Origin of the sequence: Blautia sp. CAG:257 (assembly GCF_000433815.1) — a bacterium.
GTDB lineage: Bacteria > Bacillota > Clostridia > Lachnospirales > Lachnospiraceae > Blautia_A > Blautia_A caecimuris.
Genome location: NZ_HF999056.1, coordinates 6,133 through 23,242, shown reverse-complemented (window position 1 = coordinate 23,242; position 17,110 = coordinate 6,133). Strand labels below are relative to the sequence as shown.

Here is a 17,110-nt window from a genome sequence, read left to right as displayed (position 1 = left end):
TTTGTGGTAAGATAAATCATAAGTAAGTATTCTATATGTTCAGAACGGGAGAGTTTTTATAGTTTATGTATCGTATATTACTTGTAGATGATGAGATCCTTGTAAGGGATGCCATAAAGGAAAATATAGACTGGGAGGGAATCGGATGCCAGCTTGTGGGCGATTGCGAAAACGGCCAGCAGGCAGCGGAATTTGTAAAGGAACATCCGGTGGATATTGTGCTGACAGATATCCTGATGCCTTATATGGATGGAATGGAGCTGAGTCATTTTCTTCACGACAATTATCCTGATATTGTGATCGTGATATTCAGTGGATTCGGGGAATTTGAGTATGCAAAAAAGGCGATCCAGTATAATGTCAGTGAATATCTTTTAAAACCAGTGACAGCTATGGAGCTTACGGGTGTGATTAATAAAATGAAGGAAAAGGTAGATCAGAAGAGACAGGAAAAGCAGAAAATGGAAAAGCTTACAAAAGCTTCTGAGAGCTACCGCAAAAACGCTCAGGTCATACGTTCCAAAGCAATAGAGGCTCTGGTAAACTGTACCACAAATGTGGAGGAAAGCCTGGAACGTCTGAGAAATATGGGAATCGATCCTTCGGCAGTGAGATACAGGGTCGCCATGTTTGATATTGATATTTATTCCGATATGTATCAGCTTGATATGGAGAAACGCCAGGAAAGTGCGTTGATGGCTTTTGTACTTTATAACATCAGTGATGAGATCGTGAGAAGGGAACAGGCGGGCATTGTCTATCAGGAAGGCGGGAACAGGGTCTGTATTCTGTTTCAGGAAAAATGGAGCCGAGATTTTACTGCAAAGACAAAAGGAATATGCAGAGAGATCAAGGACAAAATGAAAGAAGTAATGGGGATAGACGTATCAATGGGAATCGGAGACTGGGTAAAGAATCCAGGAGAGCTGATTTTGTCCCACGATATGGCTGCTCAGGTGATGCAGTACCGGTATCTGCTGGGGGGGGATCTTCTGATTGATATGGCAGAGCAGAGGTCTGTAAAGGTGATTCCTCTTGACAGGCTTCTGGAGGAACTGACCGAAGCATTAAAAACAGGAAAAAAGGAACAGGTGGAAAGTGCATTTCAGGAGATGAAAGATTCTATCTGCCAGGCACTGGTGGAAAAAAGCCGTGCCTGTATGTACCTGCAGCAGATTGTAAGAACCATTGATCGGGTATGTGAGGATGTGTCAGTGGATATGAAGAGAATCCTCAGTGGAAGGGATGAGCTTCTCCACAGTATTACGAAACAGAAATCTTTTGACAGTGCCTGCAGGATTGTGGAAGATTATATTATGAAAATCTTTAAACTGCTTTCCGATATGAACAGCTCTACCGGACAGAGGCAGGCAAGGCTGGCCATGAATTATATCCAGAAAAATTATATGGATCCGGATCTCAGCCTGAACGATATCTGTTCTTATCTGAATATCAGCACCAGTTACTTCAGTACAATATTTAAAGAAATGACCGGGGAGACTTTCACAGAGGTTCTGATCAGGACACGAATGGAAAAGGCAAAGGAACTTCTGGAAAACACTACTATGAAAAATTATGAGATTGCAGAAAAAGTAGGATTTTCTGATCCTCACTATTTTGGCATTTCCTTTAAAAAGATGACAGGAGTCACACCTACAGAATATGCCAGGGAGCGGAGAAGATGAAAAAAATCCAGCCGGGCGACCTTATGATTAAAAAATTTAAAAGTATTCAGAGCGTTATTTTTGCAGTGCTGTCAGTTCTTCTTCTGGGGGCAGTGATTATTATAACTGTAATTTCTTTAAGCTATACCAGGCAGTCTGTATTTGAAAATTCATCTTTGTATACACAGACCATTATCCAGCAGATGAATCAGAATATCGATTCTTATATTGATTATATGGAAAATACCTCTTATCTGGTTTCCAGTAATGAAGACGTACAGAAATATCTTTTTGGGGATACTGCAGATCCTGAGGCAAGAGACCGTATTCTCAGTCAGTTTGAGACAATTCTGGACAGCCGGAGTGATATTCTGAACCTGGGAATTATTGCAGAAAACGGAAGAATGCTGATCAACAATGGGCAGCATCTTACAAATCAGGACCTGGATATTCATTCCCAGGAATGGTATACCAATGCGCTGGAAGGCAGGGAGAGCGTTTATCTTACTTCCTCTCATGTTCAGCACATTATCAGCGGAGAACGTCCCTGGGTGATCACGCTGAGCCGGGGAATCCGTAACAAAGAAATGGGAACAGGACAGGAAAAAGAAGGGGTATTCTTTATCGATCTGAATTACAGCGCTATCAGCGAGCTGTGTGATCAGAGTATGGTAGGAAATCAGGGATATGCTTTTATTGTGGATGCAGATGGAAATATTGTGTATCATCCGCAGCAGCAGCAGCTTTACAATGAGCTTCAGACAGAGAATATTGACCTTGTCATGAACGCAGGATCTGATATTGTAACCTGGGGGGATGGGATCAACAAAAAAATGTATTCCATTTCCAGATCGGAAAAAACAGGATGGACGGTAGTAGACTGTGTAAGAGTGGAAGAGCTTTTGCGAAGAAGCAATGAGGCTCAGAGTATTTATGTGCTGGTGGCAATGGGGCTGATGGCAGTAGCTTTATTTTTTTCCCGTTTTGTGGCAAAAAGTATTACGCTTCCTATTCAGCGGCTGTGTGATTCCATGGAACGGGTTCAGGAAGGAGATTTCAGTGTTTCCGATATTGTAGTGGATTCTGAAAATGAAATCGGCAGCCTCACAAAATCTTTTAATGTTATGACTCAGAGGATACATGAGCTTATGGCACAGAATATCCGGGAACAGGAAGCAAAGAGAAAGAGCGAGCTGAAGGCTCTTCAGTCCCAGATCAATCCTCATTTTCTGTATAATACGCTGGATTCCATTATCTGGATGGCAGAAGGTAAAAAAAACGAAGAGGTTGTACTGATGACAGCTTCTCTTGCCCGCCTTTTAAGACAGAGTATCAGTAATGAGGATGAACTGGTATCCATAGGCCAGGAAATTGAGTATGCCCGAGGCTATCTGACTATCCAGAAAATGCGTTATAAGGACAAACTGGAGTTCCGGATTGAAGTAGAACCTTCTATATTAAATATACGCCTGATCAAACTGGTATTACAGCCTGTCATTGAAAATGCCATTTATCATGGCCTGAAATATAAAGAGAGCAGGGGACTTCTTCTGGTAAAAGGATTTATGAAAAACGGAAATGCGGTACTTCAGGTAATTGACGACGGCGTGGGCATGGATCAGGAAACCCTGGATCATATTTACGAAAGACATAAGGTGGATTATCACTCCAACGGTGTTGGGATATATAATGTCCAGAAAAGACTTCAGCTTTATTATGGGAACGAGTATGGAATTGTTTATGAAAGTAAACCAGGTGAAGGAACTACTGCCACAATTACAATACCGGGACAACAGGAGGGGCTGTGATGAAAAAGTATGGAAAATGGATTGCTGTGGCATTGCTTCTCAGTCTGGTATTTGCTGCGGTAGCGGTAAATTATCATAAAAACGGAGCAGAAAGACAGAATCGTCTTTCCTTGATTTACATTCCAAAAGTGGTGGACAGCAGAAATGATTTCTGGACGTCTCTGATCCAGGGCGTTCAGATGTCGGCGCAGGAGGCAAATGTGGATATTGAAATCATGGCTCCGGAGGAAGAGAATGATGTGGAGGGACAGAACCGGATACTGAAACAGGCAATTCTTAAAAATCCTGATGCCATTCTTATTTCTCCCTCCAGTTTTACAGAATCCAACAGTCTTCTTCAGGAGGCAAGAGATCAGGGGATACGGATCACATTTATTGACTCTTATACAGAAGAAAGTATTCAGGAGATCACAGTTGCCACAGACAATGTGGAGGCAGGAAAAAAACTTGGGGAATTTGCGGCTTCTCTGCTGAAACCGGAGGATCAGATCGCCATTGTTGCCCATGTAAAAGGCGTTTCTACTGCTGTGGAAAGAGAAAAAGGATTCCGGGAAGGCCTTGGAAAATTTGAAAAAAACATTGTAGATGTGGTGTACTGTGATTCCAGGTATGACAAATCCTATGAGCTTACTATGGAACTGATCAGACAGTATCCCGGTCTTAAAATGATCGCCGGGATGAATGAATATTCTTCAGTGGGAGCTGCCAGAGCAGTGAAGGCGGCCGGAGCGGAAAATAAGATTCAGGTGGTAGGTGTGGACAGTTCCCAGGAAGCAGTCCAGTTGATGGAACATGGGATCTTTCAGGGAATTGTTGTACAGAAGGCTTTTAAAATGGGGTATCTGGGAGTACAGGAGACAGTTCGGCTGCTCAGAGGGGAAACCTATGAGGCGGAGATCAATTCCGGCTGTCAGCTGGTGACGCCGGAAAATATGTACACAAGTGAAATTGAAAAACTGCTTTTTCCGTTTAATACACTAAAAACAACAAAAACAGACGGCAATCCACAGTGAAATTTGGGGATACCAGTCAAGAAAAAAGGTAAAATATTTACATTACCGTAAATATTTTACCTTTTTTTGTAAGATATTCTATTACAATTATCAGGTTTTCACGTTATTATAAGTTAAGAAAACACAGAGAGTGTGAAAAACAGTAGGAGGGTGAAGAAATTGGAAAAGCTGAAACAAAATCCAATCATAAAAAAGCTCGGCCTGAACAGGATTCTGCTTGTTGGGATCCTGATTCTTATGTTCGTAGTCTTCAAAGTGGTTCTTGGAGATAAGTTTCCGGTAGGAGACAGTATCAGATCCACATTGAACTATGTTTATTTCCTGGGCTTTTTGTCACTGGGCGTTACTTTTGTAATCGCTACAGGAGGAATTGATTTCTCCATCGGACCGGTTATGTTCTGCTGTGCACTGGTTTCCGGTTACTGCATGACAAGCTATGGTGTTCCATGTGCAGCAGCTATGGTATTATGTGTACTGATCGGTCTTTGCTTTGGTACCTTTAACGGATGGCTGGTATCTTACATGTCTGTACCGCCGTTTATCGTATCTATGGCATCTATGAATATTGCCAAAGGTCTTGCTTCTGTATTTACAAAAACACAGTCTGTAAGCTGGCCTATGGGCAGCGATCCGGAAAACGGATGGTTCAGAAACATTGTTTCCTATAACGATTTTCCTGTAGGTATTGTGATCTTCCTGGCAGTAGCAGTGATCTGCGGAATTATCCTTTTCCGTACAAAACCGGGACGTTATATTCTCTGCCTTGGTTCTAACAGTGAGGCGGTTCGCCTTTCCGGTGTAAACACCAGAAAATGGCGTATGCTTTCATACATGATCTGCGGAACTCTGGTAGGTATTGCCGCACTGTTCTTTGTAGCTACATATACAACTGTTCAGCCAGGTTACGGCGATCAGTACAACAACGAGGCGATTGCAGGCTGCGTAATGGGTGGTACATCCATGGTTGGCGGACTTGCTTCCATCGGCGGTACTGTGATCGGTGTGTTCATCATTTCTCTTCTTCAGCAGGGAATCATGGCATTTGGTCTTGGTAAAGGACAGCAGATGATCATCACCGGTATTATTGTAATCGTTGCAGTTTACGCTGACGTTTCTGCAAGACGCAGAAAGAACTGATCGGAAGGGAGGATGTAACAATGGGTGAAGTTATTTTAACTATGAAGGACATTGATAAGTCCTTTCCTGGAGTTCATGCTCTGGATCACGTTAATTTTGAAGTGAAACGCGGCGAAGTACATGCGCTTATGGGAGAAAACGGTGCCGGAAAGTCCACACTTATGAAGGTTCTTACCGGTATTTATCAGAAAGATTCAGGATCCATTGTCTATAAAGGCAAGGAAACAGAATTTCACAACACAAAGGAAGCTCAGGATGCCGGTGTGGTAATCGTGCACCAGGAGCTGAACATGGTAGGCGACCTGACAGTTGCCCAGAACATTTTTATCGGCCGTGAGCCAAAAAAAGGTTTCCGCATCGATGACAAAAAAATGATCGAGGATTCCAAAAAACTGTTCCAGGATCTGAATATTGATATTGATCCAAAAGAAAAAATGCATAATCTGACAGTTGGTAAACAGCAGATGTGTGAGATCGCAAAAGCGATTTCCCACAAAGCAGAGGTTATCATCTTTGACGAGCCTTCAGCAGCCCTTACTGAAAAAGAGATTGCGGATCTGTTTGTCATCATTCGTGACCTTCGTGAAAAAGGTCTGGGTATTGTCTATATTTCTCACCGTATGGATGAGATCAAGGTTATTACAGACCGTGTTACTGTTATGCGTGACGGCGGTTATGTTGGAACTCTTATCACCAAAGACAGTACAAAAGAAGATATCATCAACATGATGGTGGGACGTGTTATTTATGAGGATCCGAAGCAGCACAGTATGGTTGCGCCGGATGCGCCTGTTGTACTTAAAGTAGAACATCTGAATGCAGGTAAGATGGTTCAGGATGTAAGCTTTGAGCTTCGCAAAGGCGAAATCCTTGGTTTCTCCGGACTGATGGGCGCAGGTCGTACCGAGACAGCAAGAGCACTGTTTGGTGCAGATCCGAAACAGAGTGGAAAGATTTCTATCATGGGCAAAGATGGACAGCTTCGTGAAGTTACCATCAACAGTCCGCAGGATGCTGTTAAATATGGTATCGGTTATCTGTCAGAGGACAGAAGAAGATATGGATGTGTTGTACAGAAGTCCTGTATTGAGAACACAACTCTGGCAACAATGGAACAGTTTACAAAGGGCTTCCTGATTGACTCAGCGAAAGAAAAAGAAGTAACTGAGAAATATATCAAAGAGCTTGCAACCAAGACTCCTACCGCAGACCAGCTTGTTGTAAACCTTTCCGGTGGTAACCAGCAGAAGGTGGTTATTGCAAAATGGCTTACAAGAGACAGTGAAATCCTGATCTTTGACGAGCCTACAAGAGGTATTGATGTTGGTGCCAAGAATGAAATTTATAAACTGATGAACAGACTGGCAGCAGAAGGTAAATCAATCATCATGATCTCTTCTGAAATGACAGAAGTTCTCCGAATGAGTGACCGTATCATTATCATGTGTGAGGGTAAAGTAACAGGTAATATTGATATTTCTGAAGCTACCCAGGAAAACATCATGGATAAGGCTACACGTAGTATTGATTAAGGAGGACAGTCATGACTAAGAAGAAAAAAAGTATATTAAGTGATCAGAGATTTATCGTTTTAATTGTTGTTATTGCTCTGACAGCTGTATTCTCCATTATGAGTAAAGAGTTCAGACAGTACAACACATTGCTGAGTTTGCTGGATTTTTCATACTATGATCTTCTGATGGCAATCGGTGTTACTTTCCCTCTTATTACCGGAGGCGTAGACCTTTCCATCGGAACAGGTATGGTATGTTATGCACTGATCGGCGGAACTCTGATAAGAAGCCATGGCGTACCTGTTGTTGTTGCTATGCTGGTTTGTGTGCTTCTTGGAGTTCTGATCGGAACACTGAACGGTGTTCTTATCGGCGTAATGAATCTGCCGCCGTTTCTTGCAACTCTTTGTACCTGTATGATTACCCGCGGTGCCGGATCTCTCTGTACCGCTACACCGTGGCCGGGTCTTACACAGGAAGGCGGATGGTTCCATTCTATCTTTAAACTTACAATCGGTACAGGAAGAAGCGCTGACCGTTATCCGATCGGTTTCCTGTGGATGGTTATTCTGGTTCTTCTGATGGAATTTGTTCTGAACCATACAAAGTTCGGACGTTACACCATCGCTATCGGTTCCAATAAAGAAGCAGCAGCTCTTTCCGGAATCAATGTTAAATTCTACCATGTTATGGTATATGTTGTCTGCGGTCTGTTTACAGGTCTTGCAGCAATCGCATACGCAGCAGTAACTCCTACCGTACAGCCAGGTACTGGCGCCGGTCTTGAGATGGATGCCATTGGTGGCGTATTTGTCGGTGGTGTGGCAGCTACAGGTGGTTATGGATCTGTACTTGGAACCTTTGTTGGTATCTTTGTCATCATGCTTCTGAAAACTGGTCTTCCGTATGTGGGACTGCAGGCAAACTGGCAGCAGATCATCACAGGTCTTGTACTGATCGTTGCGGTACTGATCGATATCATCAAAGAAAAGAAAGCAGCAGCATTATAAAGAATACAGTTTTCAATTTTAATCACGTATGTGAACCGTCAGGTGAAAACGCCTGACGGATCATCATAAAAACTAAAAACTATATAATTTTTAAGGAGGATGTAGAACAATGAAAATTAAAAAACTCATCGCATTAGGCCTTTGTGCAGCAATGGTATCCGGTATGACAGTTGCTCCGGTATTTGCAGCAGAAGAAGCAACAGAAGAAACTGCTGAAACAGAAGAAACTGCTGAAACAGAAGAGGCAGCTGCTGAGGAAGAAGCAACAACAGAAGACGCTGCTGATCCGGCAGCTCAGTTTGAGGGACTGAAAGCAAACGAAGCATATGAATTCCCGATGATGGTTAAATCTTTCCAGTCTACATACTGGCAGGCAGCAGTTGAAGGTATGCAGAAAGCAGCTGATGAGCTGGGCGTTACTTTCACAGCACAGGGACCGAACAGTGAGTCCGATATCGCAGACCAGGTTAACATGATCAATACAGCTATCGCAGCAAAACCAGTTGGTATGGGTCTTGCAGCCTGCGATACATCTTCTGTAACAGATGCTCTTAAGAAATGCGCAGCAGACGGAATCCCGGTTGTAACATTTGATACAGGTGTTGCAGATGCTCCGGAAGGATCTGTAGTAGCAGAGGTTGTTACAGACAACACTCAGGCTGGTGCAGTAGCAGCTGAGAACATGTATGGCGCAATCAAAGACGTTATTGCAAACGCTGAAGGCCAGGTTATCATCGGTGAGGTTAACCAGGATGCTACAGCTCAGAACATTCAGATGCGTGGCGCTGGATTCATCAACAAGATGATCGAGCTTATCCAGGCTGATGGAAAAACTGTTGCAGTTGCTGGTAACGAGTTCTATGTAAACGCAGCAGAAGGTGCAGATGCTAAAGAAGCAGATGCAGACGTTGTTATCCAGGTTGCAGTACCGGCTCAGACAACTGTAGAGCTTTGCTCCACAGAGGCTCAGGCTATCCTTTCCAAAGAAAACTGCATCGCTATCTTCGGTTCCAACCAGGTTGCAGCTGAGGGTGTTCTTGCAGCTAACGCTAACCTGAACGTTCTTGGTTCTGACGCAGCAGCAGGCGATGTTATCGGTGTTGGTTTCGACGCTGGTTCTATCATCAAAGCAGCTGTACAGGATGGCACATTCCTTGGTGCTGTTACACAGTCTCCTCTTATGATGGGATACTATGCAATCTACGCTCTGACAGCAGCAGCAAACGGAGATGAGGTTTCTGATGTTCCGACAGCTGGTTACTGGTATGATGCAACAAACATGGAAGACGAAGAAATCGCTCCGAACCTTTATGACTAATTTCTAGTCTCTGAGTTTTACACAATATTCACTATATCCCCAGAGGATTCTCTGGGGATATTTTAAATTAACACATATCTGTCAGGAAAGCTGACAAACAAAGGGAACTGTCCACAGATTACCGGAAACAGAGTGGACAGTGACAAATAAGGACACTTTTTCAGACAAACCAGGTTCTTCCGATTTGAAGTATTTTCATGTAATATGATGTTATCAAATATGGAAGAACTAAAAAACACAGCAGACAATAAAAAATTCTTCTGTGTATATCTTACATATTTAGGAGGTTTTAATCATGGCAACATATTATCTGGCAGTAGACATTGGTGCATCCAGCGGACGTCACATTCTGGGACATATGGAAAATGGAAAAATGATCCTGGAAGAAGTATACCGTTTTGAAAATGGTATGGTAAAAAAAGGCGATGAGCTTTGCTGGGAATTTGACCGTCTGTTTAAAGAGGTGATCAACGGCCTGAAAAAATGTAAAGAAATCGGTAAGATTCCGGTAAGCATGGGCGTTGATACCTGGGGTGTTGACTTTGTTCTTCTGGACAAAGACGGCAATGTTCTCGGAAACACAGTGGGATATCGTGACAGCCGTACAGAGGGTATGGATCAGGAAGTGTACAAAGTGATCTCCCAGGAAGAGCTGTATGAGAGAACCGGTATCCAGAAAGCAATTTACAATACCATCTATCAGCTTATGTCAGTAAAAACAAAACATCCGGAGTATCTGGAGCAGGCAGAAACCCTTCTTCATGTACCGGATTACTTCCATTATCTTCTCACAGGAGTAAAATCCTGCGAATATACAGAGGCTACTACCAGCCAGCTGGTAAGCCCTGTTACAAAGGACTGGGATTTTGAACTGATCGACAAGCTGGGATATCCGAGAAAGATTTTCCAGAAGCTGATCATGCCGGGAACAAGCATCGGACATTTTTCTGAAGCAGTGAAGAACGAGGTTGGTTTTGACCTGGAAGTAGTTGCACCTGCAACTCACGACACTGGTTCTGCTGTGCTTGCAGTACCTGCAAATGACGATGACTTTATTTATATCAGTTCCGGAACATGGTCACTGATGGGGCTTGAGAGAGAGACCGCAGACTGCTCCAAAGAGAGCTGTGCTCTGAATCTGACAAACGAAGGCGGATATGCAGGACGTTTCCGCTATCTGAAAAATATCATGGGCCTGTGGATGATCCAGTCTGTACGTCATGAGATCAATGATAAATACGGTTTTGCTGAAATCTGTGCTATGGCAGAAGAAGCAAAGGATTTCCCGTCCAGAGTAGACGCAAATGACGAGTGCTTCCTGGCACCGGCAAATATGACAGAGGAAGTGAAGGATTACTGCCGCAGAACCGGACAGAAGGTTCCGGAGACTCTCGGTGAGATCGCTACTGTGATCTATACCAGCCTTGCAGAATGTTATGCAAAAACAGCAAAAGAACTGGAAGAGATCACAGGAAGAACCTACAGCCGTATCCATGTTGTAGGCGGCGGTTCCAATGCAGGATATCTGAATGAACTGACAGCAAAAGCTACAGGCAAAGAGGTTCATGCAGGTCCGGGAGAGGCAACTGCAATCGGTAATATCACTGCCCAGATGTTAAAGGCAGAGGAATTCAAATCTATTGAAGAAGCAAGAACAGTAATTCACGAGTCCTTTAATATCAAAATTTATAACGCATAAACAGCTTTATAGTTTTATATGAAGAGGAGAGTTCATTATGTTAGTTAATACGAAAGCAAAAGTCGGCGTATTTTCAATCGCACTGGGAGCTTACCTTCCACAGTTCCCGTCACTGGTACCGGAGTTTGAGGCACAGTATGCTGCATTCAAAAAAACAATTCCGGATACGGTAGAGATCATTGACGGAGGAATGGTGACAACCAAGGAACAGGCAATGGAGGCAGGGGACAGATTCCGCGCTGCAGACGTTGATCTTGTATTCCTTCAGATGCTGACCTATGCTACATCTTATAATATGCTTCCGGCAATCCGCGATCTGGATGTTCCTGTAGTGCTGGTAAACGTCCAGAAGCTGAAAGCTCTGGATTATGAGCATACAGATATTGCTTCCTGGCTGGGAGAAGGCTATGCCTGCGGAGCTGTAGGCGAAGCTGTTGCAGACCTTGAGAGAGCAGGCAAAAGACATGCGGTGATCACAGGTGTGGTAGAAGGCGGAGATCCTGCTGTTCAGGCAGAGATTGAAGACTGGTGCAAGGCTGCTCAGGTCAGAAGAAGATTTCGTGAGACTAACATTGCGCAGATCGGCAGACCATATCCGGGAATGATGGATCTGTACATTGATGAAACAAACCTCTATAACAGAATGTTCCTTTATACCAAGCAGTTTGACTGGGAAAAGATGTGGGCGATTGCAGACGATATCACAGATGAAGACGCAATCCGTGCAAAAGCTCAGGACATTCTGGATACTTTTGAGATCGAAGGCGGCGGCACAATCGAAAAAGTATGGGATATGGCAAAATATGTGGTTGCCTTTGAGCAGTGGGTAAAAGACGAGCATCTTGGTATGATCGCTTCCCATTATGATGGCTTTGCTCAGGGCAAGGCCGGTGTTCTTGACAGTATGCTGATCCCGGCATTTTCCATGCTGATCAAGCAGGGAACTGCATGTGCGGTTGAGGGCGATATGAAGGTTGCCATGGCAATGAGCATTCTGAAAACAATTTCCGGAACCGGACAGCTTTCTGAGATGTATTCCATTGATTTTAATGATGATATCTGCATCATTGGTCATTCCGGAAGCGGCGATGCGGACATCTCTGACAAAAAACCGACCATGAAGATCGTGAAGGTGTTCCACGGCAAAACGGGCGGCGGATATCTGACACAGTTCTATCCGTATCTTGGACCGGTTACTTATCTTGCCATTACACAGGATAAGGACGGAAACTTCAAGTTCGTTGTGGCAGAAGGCGTAAATGAAGACGGGCCGATCCTTTCCTTTGGTGATACCAATATGAGAACACGCTTTACCTGCGGTGCAAGAGAGTTTGTAAACCGCTGGAGTGAAGCCGGTCCCACACATCATATGGCAGCAGCAACCGGAAGACACATTGACACGATTCTCAAGGTTGCAAAAATCTTTAACGTTCCGGTTGAGATCGTTACAAGATAAAATTGACTCTTCGTTTTGAGAAAGTATCTGATATTTACACATATTCAAAAACAACATCCCGCAGACCGGTCATGGTTCTGCGGGATGTTGTTTTGGCAGCATGGGAATCCATTACATAAAAACTTTTGCTGCACATGTGCTTTTGCCAGGAGCTGAGACAGCTATCTCAGCTCCTGGTGTTCTTTTTTCAGTTCGCGGTAAAGCTCCATGGAATTCCAGTGTACGGTAACAGGAGTGAGGACTGCTTTCAGATCAACGTTTTTCAGCTGATTGTCCCGGAAAAACTGAAGGAAAGCGTCCATCTGACTGTTGGAGAAATCTTTCATAACCAGCATTTCTTCGCTGAAGTTTTCTCCCATGGGAAACCTGGAACAGGGAGAAAATCCCGGAATTTCAAAAAGGTATCCCAGAGGATGAAACAAATCAGAAGCAGGCACTTCACGGACGTCAACGCCAGCTTTTCTCAGATATCGTCTGATCTGTCTGGTGCGTTCATCCTGCGAAAAATGATAAAGAAGAATCTGCGGTTTGGGGGCGGGATCCCTGTCCAGTGTGGATAAGTTCATGTTGTTAAGATCAAATGTGTTCAAAAAAATGCCTCCTGGTAGAATAATGGCGCAGTCAAAAATGTCTGCTGAGTTTACAGGTTTCTATACTACAGAATAGAAGAGGTTTTTCTCCATAAGATATTATCTCAGATAATTATCATGTCACACCGGTTCCTGTGTCTGCCTGCGGGCCGGGATGCGGATCTGCACCTCTGTACCCTGCCCCTGCCTGCTGGTATAGGTAAGTCCATAAGCCCTGCCGTACAGGATCTGAAGTCTCTGATGTGTGTTGTATACAGCAATGTTTGTGCCGCCGGAGGAAGAACCTGCGCTGTTTCCGGAAATGATTGTGGAAAGCTTTTCCGGAGGGATTCCAACGCCATCGTCTGAGATCAGAAGCACAATATCTTCCTGCTCCATCCAGCCGGTGAGAACGATTGTTCCGGCCTTGGTATCCTTTTCCAGAATGCCGTGAAGAACGCAGTTTTCTATCACAGGCTGTAAGGTAAGTTTTGGTATCTGATAATCTGTCAGCTCATCCGGAATATCAGAGATAAAGGAAATATTGTCATGATAGCGCATGTTCTGGATTTTCAGGTAAATAGAAACATGCTCTTCCTCTTCTCCTATGGTGCTGATGCTTTTTTTGCGGCTCAGTGTCAGCTTATAAAACCGGGAAAGGCTTTGTACAGCGCTGGAAATCTCTGAGGTTTGTCCCTGCAGCGCCATCCAGTTGATCATATCCATAGTATTATACAGAAAATGCGGATTGATCTGAGCCTGCAGAGAATTAAATTCTGCGATCCGAAGTTCTTCTGCCGCTTTCATCTGCTCGTCCATAAGCTGCTGTATTTTTCGAGTCATATAGTTATAGGTATCTACCAGATCACCAATCTCGTCATGATAAACAGGGCTTTCCATGGGAACCGGAGATCCCTGACGGACCTTGCTCATCTGCCGGATCACAGAGGAGATCCGGCTGCTTACAGACCGGGCCAGAAAATGAGCCATAACTGAGGCAAGCACCAGCACTGCAAGGTACATAAGGATATACTGGAACATGATAAAATTGCTTTGTTTTAAAAGAGAAGAAGAGGGCAGGACAGTTACCATGAACCAGCCGGGCTGTCGGATGTTATAAAATCCTGCATAAATCTTCTGGTCGAGGATCGTCCTTTCAATGAAACCGTTGGAAGCCATAAAGGAATCTTCAACAGTCTGGTAATCCAGAAGATAGATACCCGTCCCGGATTTATCAGAAGATGCCACAATGGCATTTCTTTCATTGATAATGTAAGAAACGCTGCCGTCCAGAGTCAGATTCCTTTTCAGCATTTGCGTCAGCTGATCTGAGGAGGAATAAAGGGCAATGTAAGCCTGATGGGCATTTCCCTGATAATAAAAAGTAGTGGAAACAATGTACGCCATATCTCCGAAGGTACTTTTTTCCCGTTCTCCCAGATAAAATTCCGGACAGTAGAGCTCGGATTTTCCTGTTCCCTGAAAGATTCCGTACCAGTAGGTGCCCTGAGCCAGGCTCATTGGCACAAAGTAGTCACTGGTCAGTTCATCGCGAAAAAGCTTAACGGATTCTGTTGGAAAATCCATGTAGATCTGAAGTCCGGTAATGGTCTGACCGTCAATAAGCTCCTGGGCTTTTTTCTGAAATGCTTCTGCATCCCGGGGATCCAGAAGCATCTGGAAAGGGGAATTGACTGGCTGGTGAAACAATGTTTCATAGAATCCAAGCTCTGTGATCTCCTCATAGGCATCCAGGATTTTCTGGATACGGGCCTCTATCAGAGGCGCGGCCTCGGAGGATGCATCCTGTTCTTTTCGGATGGTATCAGAGACAACCATGTCATACAGCCGGGTGTAGAAAAAGATTCCCACAATAAGTACCGGAATCGTAACAGCAATACTCAGTACAATGGTAAATTTTGATTGCAGATTCATATCTCCGTAAATCTGACGTATTTTTTTTAATAATCTTGTCATTTCAGATTTTTCTCCCTGTACTCAGACGGAGAAAGCCCGCTGTATTTACGAAAGCTTTTTCCAAAGTAATTGCCGTCGCTGTAGCCAACTCTGGATGAAATGTCTGAAATCCGGTATCTGGAGTCTTTTAGCAGCTGTTTGGCCTTTTCCATCCTGTACTCTGTAAGATATTGATTTAAGGTATGCCCGGTTTCGTTTTTGAAAAAGGTACATACATAGGAGGCAGAAAGAAAAACGTGTTCACTGATATCTTTGACAGAAAGTGTCTCATCCATGTAATGTTTTCCAATGTAGCTTTTGATCATATGGATGGTTGGATTCTCATGTGTCTGATTTCCCGCATGTTCCAAAAAGTCTTCAGTCTGCCGGCGAAGCGTCTGATGGAGCTCGGAAAAAGTAAAACATCTGTCAATGATCTCTGCAATGGGTTCTGCGTACACATCGTCTGTCTGAAGGTTCTGTTTCCGGGCCTTATCAAGGGTCAGGAACAGTTTATAATAGAGATCCTTTACAGCATTCTGGAACACTTTTGTATTTTCAGTAAAATATTCCTGAAGCTGATCCAGAAGAACAAAGGCAGATTCAGGAAGCCCGGAAGAAAGTGAGTCTGCAAACTCGCTTTCCGGTGATGCAGAAACGAGCTCAGGGGAGGACTTTGTGCTCTGGTTCAGTCTGTCAGGGGTCAGCAGTGTATTTTCCGGAAAAAAGAAACTGCTCTGCAAAAGAATCACAGCGGAGGCATAGGACTGATAGGCTTTTGCCATTCCGTATACAGTTTCTCCTGCTGCAATGGAAAATCTTCCCAGAACAGAAAGGCGCTGACAGATAAAGTCGCTGATTTCATGAAAGCACCGGATGGAAGGTTCTGTCTGTCCAAACAGGAAACACAGGAGATTCTGATGCTTTTTGTCTGTGTAAATAAAATTGATCTTTCTTTTTTCCAGAAAGTCAGACAGCTCCTGATAAAACATCTCCAGAGCAGACAGCTCCGGAAAGGTATTCATTCTTATAATAAAGGAAATAAAAAAAGTGGAGCTGTTTACAGTAAAACCAAGTTCTCCGAAAAGTCTGCGGGCAGTCTGAATATCAGGTAAAGCTGGAAGTGTCAGAAGCAGCGCCAGACGGGAGGCGGTTTCCATGGATTTCAGGACCTCTCCTCTTCGTGAGTGGCGTTTCTGTATGTAAAGATCAGCGGCTTCCCGGACTGCCTGGGAGACTTCGGAAGGATTCAGGGGCTTTTCGATATAGCTGACAGCTTTCAGACGAATGGCAGCTTTGAGATATTCTTTATCCGAATAGCCGCTCATAAAAACAGGAACAGAATCCGGAAGAAGCTTTTCCAGCCGTTCCAGCATGGTGATTCCGTTCATGCGAGGCATACGTACATCACACAAAATGATTTCGGGTTTGTAAAGACGGGCCTGTTCCAGACCGTGAATACCGTCGTCAGCCTGAATGATCTGATCAATGCCAAGGGATTTCCAGTCAATGGCGCTGATCAGCCCTGTACGGGTAAGCTCTTCATCGTCTACGATCAGTAATTTCATAGGATTCTCCTTGTTATAAGTAAAAGTCAGGTATAGTCTATCATATTTTTAACAGGAATACGAGAGAAAAAACAGCGGGTTTTGTGCAAATAAATGAAAATATATTACCCGGATTCAAAAGATATTCCCATTTTATAAAAAAATCACCAATGGTAAAATAGAATCAGTAAACAGATATGAAAAAGGAGGGGAAGAGCCGTGTCTGAATATGTTCTTGAGCTTAAAGGAATTACAAAGATTTTTCCGGGTGTAAAGGCATTGAATAATGTGCAGTTTCAGCTGAAACCCGGCGAGGTTCATGCGCTCATGGGCGAAAACGGCGCCGGAAAAAGTACGTTTATCAAGGTAATTACCGGTGTACATAAAGCAGAAGAGGGTGAAATGTTCCTGAACGGCAA

General features: G+C 43.9%; 13 protein-coding genes. 10 read left to right on the top strand and 3 right to left on the bottom strand.

All coding sequences use genetic code 11. The features are described 5' to 3' along the window. Positions 1 to 65: 65 nt before the first annotated feature. From QVP40_RS07360 to QVP40_RS07320, 9 genes are all read left to right on the top strand, one after another. Positions 66 to 1,685: a response regulator transcription factor gene (locus QVP40_RS07360; RefSeq protein WP_022067824.1), complete on the top strand. Its 1,620-nt coding sequence runs from the start codon at positions 66 to 68 to the stop codon at positions 1,683 to 1,685. After that, positions 1,682 to 3,472, top strand: coding sequence for a cache domain-containing sensor histidine kinase (locus QVP40_RS07355; RefSeq protein ID WP_022067823.1), 1,791 nt, complete (start codon positions 1,682 to 1,684; stop codon positions 3,470 to 3,472). The genes QVP40_RS07360 and QVP40_RS07355 overlap by 4 nt, the downstream gene beginning before the upstream one ends. Then, positions 3,472 to 4,485, top strand: a complete 1,014-nt coding sequence (locus QVP40_RS07350; RefSeq protein ID WP_022067822.1) for a substrate-binding domain-containing protein — start codon at positions 3,472 to 3,474, stop codon at positions 4,483 to 4,485. The genes QVP40_RS07355 and QVP40_RS07350 overlap by 1 nt, the downstream gene beginning before the upstream one ends. Positions 4,486 to 4,644: 159 nt before the next feature. Continuing rightward, positions 4,645 to 5,622 carry an ABC transporter permease gene (locus QVP40_RS07345; protein ID WP_022067821.1) on the top strand — a complete coding sequence of 326 codons (978 nt, stop codon included), beginning with the start codon at positions 4,645 to 4,647 and terminating at the stop codon, positions 5,620 to 5,622. A 20-nt stretch (positions 5,623 to 5,642) separates the two neighbouring features. After that, complete coding sequence (locus QVP40_RS07340) at positions 5,643 to 7,154, top strand: sugar ABC transporter ATP-binding protein (protein WP_022067820.1); 1,512 nt, start codon at positions 5,643 to 5,645, stop codon at positions 7,152 to 7,154. 11 nt (positions 7,155 to 7,165) lie between these two features. Then, positions 7,166 to 8,146, top strand: a complete 981-nt coding sequence (locus QVP40_RS07335) for an ABC transporter permease (protein ID WP_022067819.1) — start codon at positions 7,166 to 7,168, stop codon at positions 8,144 to 8,146. 109 nt (positions 8,147 to 8,255) lie between these two features. Next, positions 8,256 to 9,464, top strand: coding sequence for a substrate-binding domain-containing protein (locus QVP40_RS07330; protein ID WP_022067818.1), 1,209 nt, complete (start codon positions 8,256 to 8,258; stop codon positions 9,462 to 9,464). A 295-nt stretch (positions 9,465 to 9,759) separates the two neighbouring features. Then, positions 9,760 to 11,163, top strand: coding sequence for a rhamnulokinase (rhaB, locus tag QVP40_RS07325; RefSeq protein WP_022067817.1), 1,404 nt, complete (start codon positions 9,760 to 9,762; stop codon positions 11,161 to 11,163). A 37-nt stretch (positions 11,164 to 11,200) separates the two neighbouring features. Continuing rightward, positions 11,201 to 12,619 (top strand): L-arabinose isomerase, encoded by a 1,419-nt coding sequence (locus QVP40_RS07320; protein WP_022067816.1) that lies wholly within the window; start codon positions 11,201 to 11,203, stop codon positions 12,617 to 12,619. A 161-nt stretch (positions 12,620 to 12,780) separates the two neighbouring features. Here QVP40_RS07320 and QVP40_RS07315 read toward each other — a convergent pair whose 3' ends face one another. The 3 genes from QVP40_RS07315 to QVP40_RS07305 all read right to left on the bottom strand — a co-directional run bounded on the left by QVP40_RS07315 (position 12,781) and on the right by QVP40_RS07305 (position 16,712). Beyond that, positions 12,781 to 13,209, bottom strand: coding sequence for a DUF3783 domain-containing protein (locus QVP40_RS07315; RefSeq protein WP_022067815.1), 429 nt, complete (start codon positions 13,207 to 13,209; stop codon positions 12,781 to 12,783). Positions 13,210 to 13,329: 120 nt separating this feature from the next. Further along, positions 13,330 to 15,165, bottom strand: coding sequence for a sensor histidine kinase (locus tag QVP40_RS07310; RefSeq protein WP_022067814.1), 1,836 nt, complete (start codon positions 15,163 to 15,165; stop codon positions 13,330 to 13,332). After that, positions 15,162 to 16,712, bottom strand: coding sequence for a response regulator transcription factor (locus QVP40_RS07305; protein ID WP_022067813.1), 1,551 nt, complete (start codon positions 16,710 to 16,712; stop codon positions 15,162 to 15,164). Before QVP40_RS07305 ends, QVP40_RS07310 begins: the two co-directional genes overlap by 4 nt. 198 nt (positions 16,713 to 16,910) lie before the next feature. Between QVP40_RS07305 and QVP40_RS07300 the strand changes: the two genes are divergently transcribed. Then, positions 16,911 to 17,110, top strand: a 200-nt coding sequence (locus QVP40_RS07300) for an ATP-binding cassette domain-containing protein (RefSeq protein WP_288200381.1), incomplete at its 3' end; no start/stop codon positions are given.

Coding starts and splice junctions, on each gene's coding strand:
- QVP40_RS07360 (WP_022067824.1), top strand. CDS start 66: ATGTATCGTATATTACTTGTAGATGATGAGATCCTTGTAAGGGATGCC.
- QVP40_RS07355 (WP_022067823.1), top strand. CDS start 1,682: ATGAAAAAAATCCAGCCGGGCGACCTTATGATTAAAAAATTTAAAAGT.
- QVP40_RS07350 (WP_022067822.1), top strand. CDS start 3,472: ATGAAAAAGTATGGAAAATGGATTGCTGTGGCATTGCTTCTCAGTCTG.
- QVP40_RS07340 (WP_022067820.1), top strand. CDS start 5,643: ATGGGTGAAGTTATTTTAACTATGAAGGACATTGATAAGTCCTTTCCT.
- QVP40_RS07335 (WP_022067819.1), top strand. CDS start 7,166: ATGACTAAGAAGAAAAAAAGTATATTAAGTGATCAGAGATTTATCGTT.
- QVP40_RS07330 (WP_022067818.1), top strand. CDS start 8,256: ATGAAAATTAAAAAACTCATCGCATTAGGCCTTTGTGCAGCAATGGTA.
- rhaB (WP_022067817.1), top strand. CDS start 9,760: ATGGCAACATATTATCTGGCAGTAGACATTGGTGCATCCAGCGGACGT.
- QVP40_RS07320 (WP_022067816.1), top strand. CDS start 11,201: ATGTTAGTTAATACGAAAGCAAAAGTCGGCGTATTTTCAATCGCACTG.
- QVP40_RS07310 (WP_022067814.1), bottom strand. CDS start 15,165: ATGACAAGATTATTAAAAAAAATACGTCAGATTTACGGAGATATGAAT.
- QVP40_RS07305 (WP_022067813.1), bottom strand. CDS start 16,712: ATGAAATTACTGATCGTAGACGATGAAGAGCTTACCCGTACAGGGCTG.